Consider the following 18,969-nt stretch of genomic DNA (forward strand, 5'->3'; position numbering starts at 1 on the left):
CCAGATCACCGAAACCGGGCCACATTGGCCCGGTTTGTCTTTTTACACGGGATGCCATGTCCAGCACCGTCACGAACGACGCACCCGAACCGGTCGTCCTCACACTCGACGAAGTCTTCACGCTCTCGCGCAACGTGCTGCTGCGGCACGGCATGTCCGAGGCGCATGCCGATGCGATCGCGCGCGTCATCACGCAAGGCCAGCGCGACGAATGCCACTCGCATGGCATTTATCGCCTGCTCGTTTGCGCACGTTCGCTCAAGAGCGGCAAGGTCGATGCGCGCGCCGAGCCCACGCTGCGCGATATTGCGCCCGGCGTGCTGGCCGTGGACGCGCACTATGGCTTCTCGCTGCTCGCATTCGAAACCGGCCTGCCCGCGCTCGCGCAGAAAGCGCGCAGCCAGGGCATCGCGGCGATGACCATCAACCACTGCTTTCACTTCTCGGCGCTGTGGCCCGAGGTCGAAGCCATCGCGGCGCAAGGGCTCGTGGGCATCGCGATGAACCCGAGCCATAGCTGGGTCGCGCCCGCGGGCGGCACGACCGGCGTGTTCGGCACGAATCCGCTGGCGTTTGCGTGGCCGCGCGAAGGCGGTCTGCCATTCGTGTTCGACTTCGCCACGAGCGCCATTGCGCGCGGCGACATCGAACTGCACGCGCGCGAGGGCAAACCCATTCCGCCGCACTGGGCGCTCGATTCCGACGGCCAGCCCACCACCGACGCGCGCGCCGCGCTGGACGGCGCGATGCAAACGTTCGGCGGCCACAAGGGCTCGGCGCTCGCGGCCATGATCGAGCTGCTTGCGGGCGCGCTGATCGGCGACCTCACGAGCATGGAGTCGCAGGCCTTCGACGGCGGCGCGGGTGCGAGCCCTTGTCACGGCGAGCTCGTCATTGCGATCGACCCCAGGCGCTTTGGCGGCGACGGCTATGCAGCCGGCCAGGCGCGTGCAGAGCGGCTCTTCGCCGCCATCACGGCGCAGGGCGCGCGCTTGCCGTCGCAGCGCCGGTTCGAGGCGCGCGGGCGCAGCGAACGCCACGGCGTGAAGGTGCCGCGCGCGCTCTACGACGATGTGCTGAAACTCCTCGACTGATTGCCGGGCGCCCCCCTCGCGTGACGCTTAAGCACCGGTTAAGCCGGGATGAGCGACAATGTAAGGCTGGAATAAGGGGAGCGAGCGATGCGCCTGTTGCTGGTGGAAGACGATGAAATGATTGCCGAAACGGTGCTCGACTCGATGCGCCGCGAGGGTCATGCCGTCGACTGGGCGCGCGACGGGCGGGAAGCCGAGCTTTCGCTCGACAACGACGTGTATGACCTCGTGCTGCTCGATCTCGGTCTGCCGAAGAAAGACGGCATCGAGGTCCTCAACGGCTATCGCCGCAAGGGCGGCGAAGCGGCCGTGCTGATCCTGACCGCGCGCGACTCGGTCACGGACCGCATCGCCGGGCTCGACGCCGGCGCCGACGACTACCTGATCAAGCCCTTCGATCTCGACGAACTGGCCGCCCGCACGCGCGCCATGCTACGCCGCCGCACGGGCCAGAAGCAGCCGGTCTACACGCACAGCGGCCTCTCGCTCGACCCCGCCGCGCACGAAGTGACGAAAGACGGCGAGAGCGTCGCGCTCGTGCCGCGCGAATTCGCGCTGCTGCGCGTGCTTATCGAACAGCCCGCGCGCGTATTCACGAAGGCCGAGCTCGAAGAGCGCATGTACGGCTGGGGCGAGGAAGTCGGCAGCAACGCGATCGAGGTGCATGTGCACAGCTTGCGCCGCAAGATCGGCACCGACCAGATCGTGACCGTGCGCGGCGTGGGCTATCGGCTCAAGAGACCGGAATGAATTCCATCCGCCGCCGCCTGCTGGGCTGGCTCATCTGCGGCTTCGCGGCCGCTTCCTTGGTGGCGGGCTACGGCATTTTTCACACGGCGCGCGACGAAGCGGGCGAGTTGTTCGATTACGAGCTGCATGCCGTGGCGCTTTCCATGCCCGCGAACGTCGCAACGGCGCGCGAGGTCGAGCAGTCCAGCCCCGGCTTCGACGAGATCGCCGACGACCGCATTCTCATCCAGATCTGGGACCGCGATGGCAAGCTGATTTACCGCTCGCAGGAAACGCCTGTCCTGCCGCGCCAGTCCACGGGCTTTCGTACGATCGAAGACGACGAAGTGCATTGGCGCGTGTACGGCATCGAGCAGCCGGAACGCTTCGTTCAGGTCGCACAGCCCATTTCCGTGCGCGATTCGCTGGCGCTGCACCTCGCGCTGCATACGTTGTGGCCGCTCGCGCTGCTCGTGCCGGTGGCGATCGTGCTCGTGCTGTTCGTGGTGACGCGCGGGCTCGCACCGGTGCGCGCGCTGTCGGCGCTGCTCGCTGCGCGCTCGGCGCATGCGCTGGAGCCGTTGCGCCTCGACGGTTCGGTGCCCGTCGAGCTGCGCCCGCTCGTCGTCGCGCTCAACGATCTGCTGGACCGCTTGAACGCGGCCTCGCAGGCGCAGCGCACCTTCATCGCCGACGCTGCGCACGAGCTGCGCTCGCCGCTCGCCGCGCTCAAGCTGCAATGGCAGGCGGCGCTGCACGACGGCACGCTGAACGGCGAGCCGCGCACGCTCGAGCGCATGCAAACCCGCCTGAACCGGACGATACGCCTCGTGCAGCAACTGCTCACGCTCGCGCGCGAAGATGCGCAGGCGAGCGCGCCCGCCACGATCGTGAGCCTGCGGCGGCTGGGCGAGCAGGCCATCGGCGACTTCTCGCTGCTCGCGGAGGAAAAAGGCATCGACCTCGGCCTCGAATCGCGGCCGCCCGTGACACCCGAGTCCATCTGCAACGTGAGCGCCGACGCGCACGGACTGAACACGCTGCTGAACAACCTGCTCGACAACGCGATCCGCTACACGCCAGCCGGCGGCAAGATCGATCTCCTGCTCACGCGCTCGCAGGACACGCTCGGCTTCGAAGTCATCGATAACGGGCCCGGAATTCCCGAAGGCGATCTCGAACGCGTGCTCGACCGTTTCTTTCGCGGCGATCATGCCCAGGGCACCGGCAGCGGGCTTGGCCTGTCGATCGTGGCGCGCATCGCGCAGCGTCAGGGCCTGACGTTCACGCTGCGCAACAACCCGGGTGGTCGCGGGCTCACGGCGGCGGTGAGCGGGCTGCCCGCAAACGACGAGCCCGTGACCAGCACGAATGCGCCCGCCAGCCGAGCCGCCCGGGCGACGAGCGATTCGGCCTGAGGCCGCACGCGCGCTCGCTCACCGCGGATCACTGCGGATCACTGCGCAGACGCGCCCTGCACCAGTTCCAGCACGCGGTACGCAAACCGCACACGCGATTCGGTGGGGTGATTGCGGTTGGCAAGAATGACGATGGCCGTCTTGCGCGCGGGCTCGAACGCGAGATAGCCGCCGAATCCGTTGGTCGCGCCCGTCTTGTCGAGCAATACATCGGCCTGCGGCGGCAGCGGCGGGATCAACGCCGTGGCCGGATTGTCCTCCAGCACCATGAAGTTCGCGTTGCCCTGCACGAGATCATTCAGGCTCACCGGCTGCGCGTACTGCTCCCATACGAGGTCCTGAACGTACGGGCCCGTGCGGAAATAGCCCACATGCGTGGCCTCCAGCGCGCGCTGCAACTCCGGCTCCACTCCGACCTCGCCCATGTTCGCTTCGAGAAAGCGCAGCATGTCGCGCGTATCCGATTTCACGCCGTAGGCTTCGTCGGCGAGCACGCCGGGGTTCAGGCGCACAGGCGTATCCTTGCTGTTGTAGCCCTGCGCATAGGCGGCACGCTCCCCGTCGGGCACGCGAATGAACGTGTGTGCCAGCCCCAGCTTCGGAAAGAGTGTTTTCTCCACGGCGTCTGCGTAGCTCATGCCGAGCTGCTGCGCCGTGATGCGCGCGAACATGCCGATGCTCGGGTTCGCATAGGTGCGCTGCGTGCCCGCCGGATAGCGCGGGCGCCATGCCTTGAGCCACGCCATCAGCTGCGCGTCGTTTGTGACTTCTTCGGGCACCTGCAGCGGGAAGCCGCCACCGGTGTGCGTGCCGAGATTGATCAGCGTAAGCGCGCCAAACGGCGTGCCACGCATGTCGGGCAAATACGTGCTCACTGGCGCATCGAGCGCGAGCTTGCCGTTCACCTGCGCCCAACCGGCAAGCGTTGCGGCGAAGGTCTTGCTGATCGACCCGAGTTCGAAGAGCGTTTCGTTCGTGACGGGCGCGCCGGTTTCCTTCGACGCGACGCCAAAGTTGTAGAAGCGCGCCGCGCCGTTCACGGCGACCCCGATCGCGAGACCGGGAATACCGTTCTCGCGCATGAACGCGAGCGCGGCTTCGCGTATTCGAGCGTCGCTGCCGGTCGCGATTTCGGCTTCTGCGCCAATGGCGGGACGGTTCAGCGCGACGGCGACGAGCACTGCGCCGGCACAGACCCTTGCGAGTGAACGAAGCAAGATCGCCTCCTTGCACGATGTGCAAAAGCCGTGATCTTACCCGGTCTGCGCGCACGGGCCGCCAGCGAAGCGGCCCGTGCTTCCCGACTTACTCGGCGTACTCCGGGCTGCGCTGCAGTTCGCGCACCGCGCTGGCAGTCTGCGCTTCGTGCCTGCGTGGCGCATGAACCGGCGCAGCGGCATGAGCGCGCGCGCCGCCGCGCACGAAGCGCCGCCCTTCCCGGCCATACACGGCGTCCGGCTCGGGGAAGATCGTGAGCAGTACGACGTAGATCATGCCGCCCACCGCGAGCGAAACCGGCACGCTCAGATCGAGCCCACCCGCCAGCGAGCCGAGCGGACCGATGAATTGCCCCGGCAGATTCACGAACGAAAGACCGAGGAACGCCGCCGGCAACCAGGCGCCCATCGCGCGCAGATTCCAGCCGTGCGTGAACCAGTAGTGCCCGCCGCGGCCGCCGCGATTGAAGACCTGAAGGTCGTCTGCGAGATAGTGCCCGCGGCGCGTGAGGAAGCCGATCACCATGATCGCCATCCACGGGCAGCTGAACGTGCAGATCAGCGTGGAGAACGTCGAGACGCTTTCCACGAGATTGAACGCGAAGCGTCCGACGAAGATGAAGCCGATAGCGAGCGTGCCGATCAGCATGGTCGCACGCACGCGGTTCAGCAGCTTCGGGAACATGCTGGACATGTCGAGGCCGGTGCCGTACAGCGCGGTCGTGCCCGTCGACATGCCGCCGATGATCGCAATAAGACAGGTAGGCAACAGGAACCAGCGTGGCGACACAGCCAGCAGCCCGCCCACATAATCGTTCGAGGCGATATAGCTCGGCGCCTTCGTCGCAATGAGCGTGGCCGTGACGAGGCCGAAGAAGAACGGCACGAATGTGGCGATCTGCGCGGCAAATACAGCGCCCATGATGCGGCGGCGCGGCGTGTGCTGCGGAATGTAGCGCGCCCAGTCGCCGAGCGTCGAGGCGAACGACACCGGATTGCTCAACGCAACGAGCACCGCGCTCACGAACGCCACCCAGAAGCCCGCGCCGCCCTCGTGCAGCGTGCCGGCGTAGCCCGGATCGAACGCGCCCGCAAACGCGAAGGCGCCCACCACGAACATGAGGCTCGCGGCCCACACGGCAATCTTGTTCACCCACAGCATGAAGCGAAAGCCGTAGATGCACACCACCACCACGAGCACGGCGAACACCATGTAGGCCGAGCCGAGCGTCCAGGTGTTGACCGGCACGCCGACCATGTTGTGCGCGCCGCCGACCAGTGCATCGCCCGAACTCCAGACGGCGAGCGCGAAGAACGCAATCGACGTAAGCAGCGCGAGGAACGAGCCTACAATCCGCCCGTGTATGCCGAAGTGCGCCCCCGACGAAACCGGATCGCTCGTGCCGTTGCGCGGGCCAAACAGGCTCATGGGCGCGAGAATGCAGGTGCCGGCGAGCACGCCAAGCAAGATGGACCACACGCCTGCCTTGAACGAAAGGCCCACTAGCACCGGGAAACTGCCCAGCACCGAGGTGGAGAAGGTATTGCAGCCGCCGAACAGCAGCCTGAAAAGATCGATGGGCCGCGCGTAGCGCGATGCATCGGGAATACGCTCGAAACCGAATGTTTCGATCTGGGTAATGCTGTTGTCGCTCATTGTCTCACTCCTTGCCACGCCGATCCGGTTGTGCATGCAAGCAACCGGTCAACGCACTATCAACGTCTCTCGCCCACTTTAATCGATCGGAGCAGGCTAATTATTCTGCATTCCATACGTTTACATCATGCGCGGCCAATGTATGGCGCGCACCGCATCTCTCATTCAACCAGCGATTCGGGCACGGCGGCATGCTGACCATAGACGTTCAGCAGATCGTCGCAGAACGCGCGCACGATGGGCTTTTCCGCGGCGCTGCGCTTGACGGCCAGATGCATCGGCACGTCGAAGCCGAACGTGGCGCGCCCAAGCGCCCGGATGAGGCCACGCTGCTCGAACGGCTCGGCGTGATGCGCGGGCAGATAGCCGATATGGCTGCCCGAGAGGATCAGGACCGTGGCCGCGTCGATGCTGTCGGCAATCGCCGTCACCTGCCGGTCGCCAATACCTGCAAGCTCTTCCGGTATCGGATAGCTGCGCCAGACCCAGTCGTGCGCGCGCAGGTCGTCCACGTTCACATGCGGTGCGCTGTGGAACAGCGCATGCCCGCGCCCGCAGCACAGCACCTGGCGCTCGCTGAACAGCTCGGTGTAGTCGAGCCCCGCCACGCGATGCCAGAAGTAGCCAATCGCAATGTCGAGCTGGTTGTTGACGAGACTTTCCTCGAGCTCCTGGGGCGCCGCGACCTTCATCGTGAAGCGCACAGCCTGATCGCGTTTGCGAAACGCGCCGATCGCCTCCGCAAGCCGCGCATTCTCGACATGCGAAGCCTGGCCGATCAGGCCAATGCCGAGCGTGCCCACGAGCTTGCGGTCGATATCGCGCACGCGCGCCACGAAATCGGTTGTGGCCGCAACGAGTGCGCGCGCCGAAGGCACGAAGCGTTCGCCCTTTGAAGTGAGGCGAAAGCCGCCGCGCCCGCGCTCGCAGAGCTTGAAGCCCACGCGCGCTTCGAGCGCGGAGAGTTGCGTGCTGATGGTGGATTGCCGCACGCCTAGCGTCGCTTCGGCCGCCGTGATGCCGCGCGCGTCCACCACGGCGAGAAACACGCGGATCAGGCGCAGGTCGAGATCGGAGGTATTGGAGAACATGGCGCTACACACTCACATGGGAAAGCCCATCGCCTTGATGCCCTTGATCCACGCGCGCTTCCAGCCGCCTTCGGCGTCGGCGCCGTCGAACGCATGGAACGTGACCTTGGCGGCCAGCCAGCGCACCGGCTCTGGCGGAATATAAGTGGGGCTCTGGTTGGCGATATCGAGCGCACGTTCCGGGCTGTTGCGATCGAACAGGATATTCAGGCCCATGAAGGCGCCGAAGCGGCTCGCCGCCACGCCAAAGCCCGTGTAACCCGCCACGAAAACGGCCTTGTCGTTCAGATAGCGCTTCGCGAACACGGAGCCGCGCGAGCAGTAGTCGATCGGGCCGCCCCACGCATGCGAGAAGCGCACGTCGGCAAGCTGCGGGAAGGTGCGGTAAAACGCCTGCGCGAGCCGGTAGTAGGTCTCGGCCTTCTCGTCCTGCGGGGGATTCGGATCGCCGTCGAAGTGATAGCTCACGAGACCGCCGAAGATGATGTTGTTGTTCTTCGTGAGGCGGAAGTAATTGAGCTGCGTGCGCGTGTCGTAAATGCCCTGGCGATTCTTCCAGCCGATGCGCGCGAGTTGCTCGTCGGTGAGCGGCTCGGTGGCGAGCACGTGGTCGCGCACCTGCAGCACGCGCCGGTTGATATCGGGAATGCCGACCTTCGCGGTACCGCTGCCGAACACCACGCGCGGCGCGCGCACGCTGCCCTCGGGCGTCTTCACGTACACGGTCTGGCCTTCGTCGATCACGTCGATGAGCGGCGTGTGCTCGTAAAGCTTCACGCCGAGCGAAAGCGCCGCGCGCTTCAGACCCCATGCCAGCTTGGCCGGATGCACGATACCGCTGCGATTGCGCGACCACAGCGCGCCCGCGAACAACGGCGAATCGAGTTGCTCGCGCGTCGCTTCGCTATCGAGCAGCACGACATCGTGCCCGTAGCGTTTGTGGAGGTCGTAGTCGCCCTGCAAATGCTCGATATGCTCGGGATCGACTGCAACGGTCATTTCGCCGTTCCATTCGATGTCGGCGTCGATGCCGTAGCGCTTGAGCGTTTCCTCGAAACCGTCGAGATTGTGATGGCCGAATTCTTCGAGCTGCGCAATGTCGTTGGGGAATACCCGTACGGCATTGGGCAAGCCATGCATCACCGAAGTCGAAATGATGCCGCCCGCACGGCCCGACGCACCGTGCGCGACCTTGCCCGCCTCGATCAGCACGACGTTCAGATGCGGCATCTGCTCCTTGGCCTGCACCGCGGCCCAGAGCCCCGTGAAGCCGCCGCCGACGATCAACAGGTCGGCCGCCACGTTGGCGGTGAGCTTAGGTTCCGTCGGCGGTTCGGCGGGGTTGTCGAGCCAGTACGGAAAGAACCGCGTGCGCGAAAGCGCCTCTTGCACGCTGAGCGTGAAGGGCGGGGGCGATGCGACTTCAACTTCTGCAGGGGTACTCATGATGGTCTTCACTGCACGGATCGGGATAAAGGATCGGGTAAACTGCGCCGCCTCGCGCGGGAGGCGGCTCGCCTGGTTCCTTAGGCGTGTTCGAGCACCACGTAGAACTTCTTCGCGTCCTCGATCGTTTCCCAGCGGCCTGCAAAGCCTGCGGGCAGGAGATAGCCCTGGCCCGCCGTGAATTCCTTGCGGCCGCCGTTCGCGTCGGTCAGGGCGATCTTGCCTTCCACGAGCCATACCGCTTCGTCGGCGGTCGTGGCCGGGAAATCCACGGCGCCGACCTTGCCTTCCCACCAGCCGATCACGTAGTTATTGTTCTTGCCGACGGTTGCACGCCAGTCGCTTTCGTCCATGCCGTATTCCAGCTTGGTGAATTCGCCGATGCCAGCGCCCAGCGGCACGATGTCCTGAATCAGTTTGCTCATTTGCGTCACTTCCGGTTGTTTTGATTGAGTGCTGCCAAAGTTACCGACTGGCGCGGCGGCGGTATGCCCCCCCTCAGGGGGGGCAAGCGGTGTTTTGCTGCCCGAGCCCCGCATTTTTGGCGGCCTAAGCCCTTCAGCTATAATGATTCAGCCTTCAAAAAGGGGCGCGCCATGCTGCTCAACGTACCCCCGCTCAACCGCGATCAACCGAACTTTCCGCTCTCGTTCAAGACCCTCGGCAATGTGATCGAGGCCGTCGGCACGCCCGATTTCGTGCCGCGCCTCACGCTGCTCGTGAACGAGGTCGTGCCCGTCAACGTCGTGCATATCGAGCGTTCGCGCGCGGACAGCACGATGCCAACGGGCTATCGCTGCGAATGGATCGGCAGTGGCGGGGTCGGAATGGATTCCGGCGCGATTTCCGACGTGATGACGCTCTATTACGACCGCTTCTACGAAAGCGATCCGCTTTTCGCGGGCATTCGCGGCAAGCTCGGCACCATGCTGGTCGTGCGCGACATCGGCGCGATCCCGCCGGGCGAGTTCCGCCAGCGGCTCTTCGACGAAGCGCGCATTGCTCACGAATGCGTGCTCGCACGCGGCACGCGCCACGCTCAGGACTCCATCGCGCTCGAACGCGGGCTGCGCGAACCGCCGTTTACGCTCGTGGAAATGAACCGCTTTCGCAGCGTGAGCGAGTTTCTGTTTCCGCTGCTCGAACTGCACGCCTCCACGAGCGCTGCCCGGCTCATTGCCCATGCGGCGCCATTCATGCATCCGCTCGCGCAGTTCGACGCGCGTATTGCGGCAGACCATGTGCGCCTCTCCAAACGCGAATACGAAACCTGTGCGCACCTCATCACGGGCAAGACCGTGCCCGAGGCCGCGCAAATCCTGGGCGTGCAGGTGGCCACCGCCGAGTCGTACGTGAAGCGCGCCTTCGCGAAACTGGGCGTGCGCACCAAGCGCGAGTTGATCGCGTGGGGCCATGCCGCGGTGTAGCCGCCGCTTCCAGTCCCAGGATTTACCCGCAGCGTTTGCCTGATTAAGGGCTTGCATACATCGACCTCCATCGATGTAAACATCTCAACTTCAATATTTGGCGGCGCGGGATCTCCCCTACCATCGTCCGATCGATTTGACTCTAACGATCGGAGACACACCAGATGGAGCGCCAGTTCAACCAGCCGCTCGGCGGCAACGAGATGCCCCGATTCGGCGGCATCGCCACGATGATGCGCCTGCCGCAGGCCGAAACCACGGAGGGCCTCGACGTCTGCTTCGTGGGCGTGCCGCTCGATATCGGCACCTCGAACCGTTCCGGCGCGCGCTTCGGACCGCGCCAGATCCGTTCGGAATCGGTACTGCTGCGGCCGTACAACATGGCCACACGCGCGGCGCCGTTCGATTCGCTGCAGGTGGCCGATATCGGTGACGTCGCAACGAACCCGTACGACCTGAAGGATTCAATTCGTCTGATCGAAGCCGCCTACGACCGCATTGTCGAGACCGGCTGTCGCCCGATCACGCTCGGCGGCGACCACACGATCGCATGGCCGATCCTGCGCGCGCTGCACAAGAAGTACGGCAAGGTTGCCGTCGTTCATATCGACGCTCACGCCGACGTGAACGACACCATGTTCGGCGAGAAGATCGCGCACGGCACGCCGTTTCGCCGCGCCGTTGAAGATGGCCTCCTGCAATGCGACAAGGTCACGCAAATCGGCCTGCGCGGCACCGGCTATCACGCGGAAGATTTCGACTGGTGCCGCAAGCAGGGCTTTACCGTCGTGCAAGCCGAGGCCTGCTGGAACCGATCGCTTGCGCCGCTCATGGAAGAAGTGCGCGCACGCGTGGGCGACACGCCGGTGTACCTGAGCTTCGATATCGACGGACTCGATCCCGCTTTCGCGCCCGGCACCGGCACGCCCGAAGTGGGCGGCCTCACCGTGCAGCAGGGCCTCGAAATCGTGCGCGGCATGAAGGGGCTCAACGTGGTGGGCGCCGATCTCGTCGAAGTCTCGCCGCCGTACGACCAGGCCGGCACGACCGCGCTCGTGGGCGCGAATCTCGCCTACGAAATGCTTTGCATCATGCCCGGTGTGGCTTACCGCTAGGGCGCGAGGAGAAACATCATGGCTACGAATACCGAACGTCAGATCGACGGCGAGGCCTTTGTGCTGCCCGCCGCGATGATTGCGGGCACAACCTTCTGCGCGACGGACCGCGAAGTGTGCTCGCGCATCTGCAACGCGGCCACGGGCGAAACCATCGGCTGGCAGGAGCACGCCACGGCCGAAATGGTCGATCGCGCCGTGCACGCCGCGCACGATGCGCTGATCGCCTGGCGCCACACGACGCCCGCCGCGCGCGGCAAGCTGCTGCGCAAGATCGCCGAATTGCTGGAAGCCGACCGCGCGCGCCTCGCCGCCATGCAGATGCAGGTGAGCGGCAAGCCGCCGTTCGAAGCGGACCTCGACGTGAGCGACGCCATCGCGACGTTCAACTACTACGCGGGCCTGTGCGAAGACGCGTCGATGTTCGCGGCCGAACCGGTCGCGCTGCCGGACGACGCGCTCCTCGCTGAACGCATGCACGAACCGGTTGGCGTTGCGGCGCTGATCGTGCCGTGGAATTTCCCGATGGTCACGACCGCATGGAAACTCGCACCGGCGCTGGCCGCGGGCTGTACGGTCGTCATCAAGCCTTCGGAACTCACCTCGCCCACCGAGCATATGCTCGCCGAGATCGTGAACGAAGCGGGCGTGCCCGATGGGGTCGTGAACGTGGTCAACGGCGGCGGCGAAGTCGGCGCATGGCTGACGACGCATCCGCTCGTCGACAAGATCTCGTTTACCGGCAGCACGGCGTCGGGCCGCAAGGTCATGCAGGCCGCCGCGCAGGACATGAAGCGCCTCACGCTCGAACTGGGCGGCAAGTCCGCGCTGATCGTGCGCGAAGACGCGGACGTGGTGCAAGCCGTCTCGCTCGCGGTGGGTGGCGCGTTCGCGAACGCTGGGCAAATGTGCTCGGCAACGGCGCGCATACTCGTGCACGACAATGTGTATCGCAAGTTCATGGCCGCGTTCGAGACAGCGGTGCGAGCGGTTGTCGTCGCGCCGCCGCAGGGCGCCGACGTGGCGATGGGGCCGCTCATCAGTGCCGCGCAACACGCGCGCGTGGCAGCGCTCGTGGCGCAAGGCGTCGAAACCGGCGCACAGATCGCGTTCGCAGGTCAGCTCGATGCCGCTTGCGCCGATGGTTTCTTCATGGCGCCGGTCGTCATCGCTGAACCCGCGGTGGACAACGTGCTGTGGACCGACGAGATCTTCGGCCCCGTGGCCTGCGTGAAATCATTCCGTTCGGATGACGAAGCAATTGCCCTCGCCAACGATACGCGCTACGGACTGGTCGCCACTGTCGTGACGAAGGACGAAAAGGCCGCGCGACGCTACAAGGCGCAGCTTCGCGCCGGGCTCGTCTGGGTCAACACCCCGCAACTGATCTTCCCGCAAGTGTGCTGGGGCGGCTTCGGCCTGAGTGGCATTGGCCGCGAGCTGGGCGTTGCGGGTTTGCGCAGCTACCAGGAATTGCGTCACACGGTCGGGCTGAGCGCTTAATCGCGGCATCCGGCTTGACTCTGGCTTCCTCGCGGCCTCGCACGCAACGTGCGAGGCCGCGACGCTTTGACAGGCAGCGTGCCGGGAGTGGCGGCTCGCGTGGCATAATCCACGCACTATTCCTGCCACTTCCATTCGCCGTGCGCCGATTCCATCTCAGGCTGGGCAGTCTACTGGGGACGCTTGCGCTCCTCATGGCGACGCTCGCGCCCGTGGTTTCGCACCTGCTTGCCGCCCAGGCCATGCAGATGGCGCCAGGCACGGTGGAACGCGCCCCCTGCGGCATGCCGTCGATGGAGCGCCACGTTCACGGCGCGAGCGGCGCAGCAGGCATGCACGCCACGCCGGGCGACATGCAGGACTGCGGCTATTGCAGCTTCTTCGCACACCTGCCCGTCGTCTCGGGCGTACCTGTCGCCCTGTTTGTCGTTGGCAAACTCGTGCAGGCCCGCATCGAAGCGCAGTTCGAAAGCGTTCGCCTCGCCGCGCCTGCGAGCCACATCCACGCCCGCGCCCCACCCCTGTCCTGACCGGATCGATCATGCCAATCCCGGACGACACGCCCAGCGTGTCACCGGGCCAGCACGCGCGCCCCTTTAACTTGCGTGCGTGCGTCGCTCCTCGACAGGACACCTCATGTCTGACCAATCGCCGTCCAGCCGCCTGGCGCTGGGCGAGCTTGCACACATTCGCGCGTTCAATCGGACCAACCTCGAAATCAACCGCATGATCGCCCGCGTGATCGGCTGCGCGTTGCTGCTCGGACCGTGCGCGGCCCATGCGCACGCTATCGCGGGCGACCGCGTCTTTCCCTCCACGCTTTCCGTCGACGACCCCGGCGTAGGCGACGAAGCCAACCTCGAATTCGGGCACCAGCGCGTGCCGGGCGATGCCGGCGACCAAAGCATCAACACCTTCAGCTTCGAGTACGACAAGCTCATCACGCCGCGGCTCGCCTTCTCCGTGGACGGCGGCTACGTCATGCAGAACAACCCGAGCGAGCGCGGCTTCGACAACTTCGGCGTGGGGCTCAAGTACCTGCTCTATGTGAACGACGCGCATGAATTCATGACGTCGGTGGGCGTGAACGCCGAGTTCGGCGGCACCGGCAGCCGCGCGATTGCCGACAACTTCTCGACGATCTCGCCCACGATCTTCGCCGGCAAGGGCATGGGCGACCTGCCCGACTCGCTCGCGTGGCTGCGGCCCATCGCGATCACCGGCGAAGCGGGCCCGTCGTTCACGACAGGCGGCGGCCAGCCAAATTCGTTCGACTACGGCTTCACGTTCCAATACAGCCTGCCCTACCTGCAACAGCACGTGCACGATCTCGGCTTGCCGCAGCCGTTTTCGAACCTCATCCCCCTCGTCGAAGTGCCCCTCTCGCGCAGCCAGGGACAAACGACCGGGACCGTCAACCCCGGCTTCATCTGGATGAACCGCTACGGTCAGCTCGGCATCGAAGCGCAGATACCGATCAACCGGGCGAGCGGCTCGCACGTCGGCGTTCTCGCGCAGGTGCACATCTTCTTCGACGATGTCGCGCCGCGCACGATCGGCAAGCCGCTTTTCCAGTAAGCCCATTCATTCACACAGGAATCTCGCCATGAAACTCACTACATTGCGCACGGCTGTCGCCACGATCGCGCTGCTCGCCGCCCATCTCGCTTGGGCGCACGCTTATCCGAAGCATCAGGAACCGCCCGCGGGGTCGACCGCACCGGCCACGCTCGACGCCGTCGTGATCGACTTCGACGATGGGCTCGAGCCCGCGTTCAGTTCCATCGACGTGACAAACGCGCAGGGCAAGTCCGTGATTCGCGAGAAGGCCAAGGTCGACGCGAACAACAACAAGCGCATGTCGGTCGCGCTGAATGCGTTGACGCCCGGAAAGTATTCGGTGGTGTGGGTCGCGGTTGCCGCCGACGGGCATCGCACGACCGGTCATTACGCGTTCGACGTGAAGTGAACGTGTAACGATGAAATGCGGCCACGCTGCGATTTCGTGCGAGATTGCAGCATGGCCCGTTCGTGATGGCGGGTTGGCTCGCCAGCTTACTGCGGCAGGGTTGCCGTAAAGGCTTCGGGCGAACCGTTCAACGCGTCGTACAGCTCGCCAACGGGCAAGTCGCCGATTTCGTTGTGGATATAGGCGTTAAACGTGCGTTCGTAGAGCGCGCGCCCGGCGTCGGTTTCCATCGTCATGTCGAAGCCGTTGAGAACCAGGCCGGCGATCTCGTCGGCTTCGAGCAGGATGTATTCAGCTTTCTTTCGTTCCATGGTGGTGCTCCGCTACGGCAGTGTCATGGAATTTTAGAGGCAACGGCGCAGAAGTGGTGGCGAAATAAACGGGGGGCGATTCGGCTTTGAGTCAATGCGGAACGGGTCTTGCCTCTGAGCGCTTAGGCAGGCGTGATACGGTGGTGCCTCTTATGGAGGCACGCTCTATGCGTCAAATCATCTCTCCCGCGTTTCTGACCGCGGTTGCCATGGCAAGTGCGCTTGCCGCCTGCGCTAATCCTTCATCCAATACGGCATCGAATAGGCCCGGCGCCGATCGCGATGCGCATGGGTGCATCGGTTCGGCCGGATATTCGTGGTGTGAGGCGACGCAACGTTGCGAACGGCCCTGGGAACTGGCGAAACAGAAGGGATTCGCCGTGTCCGAGGAGCAGTTCACGCGATATTGTTCGAGCCGAACGCACGACTAGCGGGAAGCCAAGCGCCGCTTGATGAATCGCCGCTACACGCGCCGTGTCGAGTCCACGACATCCGAAGCCAGCATGGCAACGAGTTCGCGGGTGAACAGCGGGAGGTCTGCCACACTGCGCACGCAGATGTTCAGGCGCCGCTGCGCCCACTCGTCCTTGAGCGTGACCATGACGATATCCTTCACGCGTGCATGCTTCCACGCCACCGAGGCCGGCACGATCCCTATGCCCGCGCCTGCGGCGATCATCCTGCATGCCGCGTCGAACGAACCCACCTCGATGCGTATTCTGAGCGCCCTGCCAAGCGCGGCCGCGGCGCGGTGAACGAAGGCGTGAATGGCGCTCGAGGCCGGCAGGTCGACAAAATCGTTGTCCAGCGTTTCGGCAAAGTTCACCGCGTCACGTTGGGCAAGCGGATGATCCGGCTGGGTCACCAGCACCAGTCTTTCGTTCTGGTAGGGCAGCATCTCGAGCTGCCCCGCGTCGATATTGCCGGCAACGATGCCAATATCGGCCAGGTTGCCGGTCACGCCTCGCACGATATCGTCGCTGGGCGCTTCGCGCAGTTCGATGTTCACATGGGCGTGCTCGCAAAGAAAACGGCCTAGCGTGTCGGGCAGCGCGCCGGTAATGGCAGTCGTGTTGGTCCAGACCCGGATGTGCCCGGTCATCCCGCTGCCGAACTGCTCGATGTCTCCGGCGAGCCGCTCCACCTGTTCACGCATCAACAGTGCATGACGGATAAAGCACTCGCCGGCCGGCGTCGGAATCATGCCCTGACTCGTTCTGTACAACAGCCGCACGCCCAGAAAGTCCTCGAGATTTCTCAGGCGGCTGCTGGCTGCCGGGGCCGACATGTGACACAGGCTCGCGGCGCGTGCAAGATTGGCTGTCTCGCCAAGCGCCGTGAGCAAGCGCAGATCGACGAAATCAAAATGCATGGTGGCTGTCGGGTTGTTTGATCGCTTCTTCCTGCAAGCCTGGTGCGGACACGGCTTCGAGCGTCTGACCGCTCGCCTCGACGCGAAGGAAGAGCAACGCGACACACAGTGCAACGAGCACGCAGGCAACCATCGCTACCACACCCGACACCCCGAAGTTCGAATAGAGCAGGACGGCGAGATAAGGCGTGCACATCGACGCAGCCCGCCCGCACGTGCCTGCCACGCCGGTGCCGCGCAGACGGTGCGTGGTTGGAAACAGCTCCGGGATATAGACGAACAGACCGAGCGTGCAGACCGTATAGAGCGCGGTCACCAACGCGAAGCCCATCACAGAGATGGCAACGGGGTCGCGCATCTGCACGTAGAAGTATCCGAGCACGATCGAGACCAGCGCGCTGGCGATCAGCGCCCTGCGGCGGCCGAGACGGTCAGCGATCGCGAAGCCAACGACGGCCCCCATCGGTGCGCCGAACGACATGAGGAACACGAACCCGAGCGAGCGCGTGATGCTCAGCCCTTCATTGACGAAGAACGCCGGCAGCCATGCAACGAAACCGTAAAGGGACACGTTCACCGCAATGGCGGTGAGCGCCGCCACGAAAGTCCGGCCTTTCATGCCGGGCGCGAAAAGCGCAGAGAACGGTGCGGCCAACGCCTCGTGGCTCGTCACCCGGGTGACAGCCGGCAGGACGCCGCCCGTGTGGCGCTCGACCTCCTGCTCGATGGCGGCCACCGTTCGCTCGGCTTCCTCCAGCCGGCCCACGGTCTCCAGCCAGCGCGGCGACTCCGGCATGCGATGACGCAGCGCCCAAACGACGATGGCGCCCACGCCCGCGATCGCGAACATATAACGCCAGCCAAGATGCGGAATGACCCAGTAGCCCACGGCGGTGGCCGCGAGCAGCCCCGAATTGGTGATGAGCGCCAGCAACGAAGTCCAGCGGCCGCGGCTAGCCGGCGGCACGAACTCGCACAGCGTGCCGGCCGCGACCACCAGTTCCGCGCCGAGGCCGACGCCCATGATGAAGCGCAGCAGGATCAGCCAGTAGATATTGGGCGCGAACGCGGCAACGAACGACGCGCCGCCGAAAATGGCGAGGTTGGCCTGGTACGAAAAGCGGCGTCCGAAGCGGTCGCCCAGATAGCCCGAAAGGCCCGCGCCGATCATCATGCCAAGGAAGGTCGCCGACAAAAAGAACGAGCCGACGCGCAGGTCGGCGAAGCCTGTCTTGACCATGGCCGCCAGCGCGCCATTGGCAAGATAGATGTCGAACGCATCGAGAAATGCGCCCGCACTGATCAAGCCAAGAATTTTCCAGTGAAACCGGCTGATGGGTAGCCGGTCGAGGCGGGCGCCGGAATTGACGATTGCCATGCTGTCTCCTGTGTTGGGTCTGGCCCGGCGCAACGCCGATCGATGCGTCTGGCATCGCCATAGGACGCGTCGGCTTGCGCAGCCTGAGTTGGCTGCCAGACTGCTCGCAATACAGGGAGAGGGGAATTCGTTTTTCTGGAACGGGGAATTTCAGCCAGACTAACGGCTGCCCGAATCAAGGCGAACGTGGCGAGGTCGCAGCACGTGCACGCCGCTGTCTGGGCGCGCCTTTCGCACCGATTTGAATCATGTCGCGCTCGAGCGCGCCCGGCAATTCCGCTTTCAGCAACTCGACCCATGCGCGCGTCTTGGCTTCGAGAAACTTCCTCGAGGGCATCAGCACATACACACCGACGTCGGGCGAGCGCCATTGAGGCAGAACGTGTACGAGTTCTCCGCTGCGTATGCGGTCCACCGCAGCGAAGCCGGGCAGCAGCGCAATGCCGAGGCCGCTGCACGCCGCCTGCACGACGGCTTCGGGCTTGTCCGCCACCAGCGGGCCCTCGGGCTGCATCGAATGGGTCGTCTTGCCGTCGGTCAGCTCCCAATGCAACGTGGTCGACGGATTCACGAGACGCAGGCAGGCATGCCCCGCGAGATCCGCTACGGTTCCCGGCGCGCCATGCCGCTTGAGGTAGCCTGGCGTCGCGCATAACACGCCGTGGACCTCGCCAAGCCGCTGCGCAACCAGACTCGAATCCGGCAGGCTGCTCGTCAGATACACGCTCACGTCCACGCCTTCGGCCAGCAGATTCGGTACGTACTGCGAAGCACTGTATTCCACGCTCACCGCCGGGTACTGTGCGCAATATTTCGTCACGAGCGGCACCACGTAGCGGTCGCCGAAGCTTGCCATGCACAGCACCCGCAGCCTCCCGCTCGGCGCCATGCGTGCGCCGCTCGCCTCCCCTTCGGCTTCCGTCACGAGGTCGAGAATCGTGCGGCACTGGTTCGCGTAGCGCTCGCCCGCGCTCGTGACCGACATGCGCCGTGTGGTTCGCTGCAGCAGCTTCGTTTGCAAACGATTCTCAAGCTCCGATACGAGCCGCGAGACCTGCGCCGTCGTCAGCCCCATGTGCTCCGAGGCCGCCGTGAAGCTCCCGGCATCCACCACGCGCACGAAGGCGGTCATCGCGTGCAGCAATCCGTAGTCGAGATTCTTGCGCATGACGTAATAAATTTTCAGATCAGACTGTATTTTTGCATGGTAGCCGGGTAGTTAGGATCAGGGCGTACGTCGAT

At 64.9% G+C, this 18,969-nt stretch carries 19 protein-coding genes; 10 read left to right on the forward strand and 9 right to left on the reverse strand.

Annotation, left to right across the window (positions count from 1 at the left end):
- The first annotated feature begins 56 nt into the window (after positions 1-56).
- From U5A57_RS07515 to U5A57_RS07525, 3 genes are all read left to right on the forward strand, one after another.
- On the forward strand, positions 57-1,094 hold the full coding sequence (locus U5A57_RS07515) for an Ldh family oxidoreductase (protein WP_321909524.1): 1,038 nt from the start codon (positions 57-59) through the stop codon (positions 1,092-1,094).
- Positions 1,095-1,181: 87 nt separating this feature from the next.
- Entirely contained in the window at positions 1,182-1,844 is a 663-nt protein-coding gene (locus tag U5A57_RS07520) for a response regulator (RefSeq protein WP_201696283.1), read from the forward strand.
- On the forward strand, positions 1,841-3,241 hold the full coding sequence (locus U5A57_RS07525; RefSeq protein WP_321909527.1) for an ATP-binding protein: 1,401 nt from the start codon (positions 1,841-1,843) through the stop codon (positions 3,239-3,241). Before U5A57_RS07520 ends, U5A57_RS07525 begins: the two co-directional genes overlap by 4 nt.
- A 38-nt stretch (positions 3,242-3,279) precedes the next feature.
- Here U5A57_RS07525 and ampC read toward each other — a convergent pair whose 3' ends face one another.
- The 5 genes from ampC to U5A57_RS07550 all read right to left on the reverse strand — a co-directional run bounded on the left by ampC (position 3,280) and on the right by U5A57_RS07550 (position 9,077).
- Positions 3,280-4,458 carry a class C beta-lactamase gene (ampC, locus tag U5A57_RS07530; RefSeq protein WP_321909530.1) on the reverse strand — a complete coding sequence of 393 codons (1,179 nt, stop codon included), beginning with the start codon at positions 4,456-4,458 and terminating at the stop codon, positions 3,280-3,282.
- A gap of 88 nt (positions 4,459-4,546) precedes the next feature.
- Positions 4,547-6,115 (reverse strand): purine-cytosine permease family protein, encoded by a 1,569-nt coding sequence (locus U5A57_RS07535; RefSeq protein ID WP_321909532.1) that lies wholly within the window; start codon positions 6,113-6,115, stop codon positions 4,547-4,549.
- Positions 6,116-6,276: 161 nt separating this feature from the next.
- Positions 6,277-7,206 (reverse strand): LysR family transcriptional regulator, encoded by a 930-nt coding sequence (locus U5A57_RS07540; protein ID WP_321909533.1) that lies wholly within the window; start codon positions 7,204-7,206, stop codon positions 6,277-6,279.
- A gap of 12 nt (positions 7,207-7,218) precedes the next feature.
- Positions 7,219-8,652, reverse strand: a complete 1,434-nt coding sequence (locus U5A57_RS07545; protein WP_321909535.1) for an FAD-dependent oxidoreductase — start codon at positions 8,650-8,652, stop codon at positions 7,219-7,221.
- An 80-nt stretch (positions 8,653-8,732) separates the two neighbouring features.
- On the reverse strand, positions 8,733-9,077 hold the full coding sequence (locus tag U5A57_RS07550; protein WP_321909536.1) for a cupin domain-containing protein: 345 nt from the start codon (positions 9,075-9,077) through the stop codon (positions 8,733-8,735).
- A 171-nt stretch (positions 9,078-9,248) separates the two neighbouring features.
- Between U5A57_RS07550 and U5A57_RS07555 the strand changes: the two genes are divergently transcribed.
- From U5A57_RS07555 to U5A57_RS07580, 6 genes are all read left to right on the forward strand, one after another.
- Positions 9,249-10,079: a helix-turn-helix transcriptional regulator gene (locus U5A57_RS07555; RefSeq protein ID WP_321909538.1), complete on the forward strand. Its 831-nt coding sequence runs from the start codon at positions 9,249-9,251 to the stop codon at positions 10,077-10,079.
- A 164-nt stretch (positions 10,080-10,243) separates the two neighbouring features.
- Positions 10,244-11,194, forward strand: coding sequence for an agmatinase (gene speB / locus U5A57_RS07560; RefSeq protein WP_321909540.1), 951 nt, complete (start codon positions 10,244-10,246; stop codon positions 11,192-11,194).
- Positions 11,195-11,212: 18 nt separating this feature from the next.
- Entirely contained in the window at positions 11,213-12,697 is a 1,485-nt protein-coding gene (locus U5A57_RS07565) for an aldehyde dehydrogenase family protein (protein WP_415774588.1), read from the forward strand.
- 140 nt (positions 12,698-12,837) lie between these two features.
- Entirely contained in the window at positions 12,838-13,227 is a 390-nt protein-coding gene (locus tag U5A57_RS07570) for a DUF2946 domain-containing protein (RefSeq protein ID WP_321909541.1), read from the forward strand.
- A 196-nt stretch (positions 13,228-13,423) separates the two neighbouring features.
- Positions 13,424-14,275: a hypothetical protein gene (locus tag U5A57_RS07575; RefSeq protein ID WP_321909841.1), complete on the forward strand. Its 852-nt coding sequence runs from the start codon at positions 13,424-13,426 to the stop codon at positions 14,273-14,275.
- Positions 14,276-14,303: 28 nt separating this feature from the next.
- Entirely contained in the window at positions 14,304-14,666 is a 363-nt protein-coding gene (locus U5A57_RS07580) for a copper resistance protein CopC (RefSeq protein WP_321909543.1), read from the forward strand.
- 86 nt (positions 14,667-14,752) lie between these two features.
- Here U5A57_RS07580 and U5A57_RS07585 read toward each other — a convergent pair whose 3' ends face one another.
- Positions 14,753-14,977 carry a hypothetical protein gene (locus U5A57_RS07585; protein WP_321909544.1) on the reverse strand — a complete coding sequence of 75 codons (225 nt, stop codon included), beginning with the start codon at positions 14,975-14,977 and terminating at the stop codon, positions 14,753-14,755.
- Between the two features lie 167 nt (positions 14,978-15,144).
- Here U5A57_RS07585 and U5A57_RS07590 point away from each other — a divergent pair, with 167 nt between their 5' ends.
- Positions 15,145-15,408 (forward strand): hypothetical protein, encoded by a 264-nt coding sequence (locus U5A57_RS07590; RefSeq protein ID WP_415774589.1) that lies wholly within the window; start codon positions 15,145-15,147, stop codon positions 15,406-15,408.
- Between the two features lie 32 nt (positions 15,409-15,440).
- Here U5A57_RS07590 and U5A57_RS07595 read toward each other — a convergent pair whose 3' ends face one another.
- The 3 genes from U5A57_RS07595 to U5A57_RS07605 form a co-directional block, all read right to left on the reverse strand.
- Entirely contained in the window at positions 15,441-16,349 is a 909-nt protein-coding gene (locus U5A57_RS07595; RefSeq protein WP_321909546.1) for a LysR family transcriptional regulator, read from the reverse strand.
- Complete coding sequence (locus U5A57_RS07600) at positions 16,339-17,727, reverse strand: MFS transporter (protein ID WP_321909548.1); 1,389 nt, start codon at positions 17,725-17,727, stop codon at positions 16,339-16,341. Before U5A57_RS07600 ends, U5A57_RS07595 begins: the two co-directional genes overlap by 11 nt.
- 175 nt (positions 17,728-17,902) lie before the next feature.
- Positions 17,903-18,895, reverse strand: a complete 993-nt coding sequence (locus U5A57_RS07605) for a LysR family transcriptional regulator (protein WP_321909549.1) — start codon at positions 18,893-18,895, stop codon at positions 17,903-17,905.
- Positions 18,896-18,969: the final 74 nt, after the last annotated feature.

This window comes from Paraburkholderia sp. J11-2 (assembly GCF_905220185.1).
In the GTDB taxonomy this organism is placed as follows: Bacteria; Pseudomonadota; Gammaproteobacteria; order Burkholderiales; family Burkholderiaceae; genus Paraburkholderia.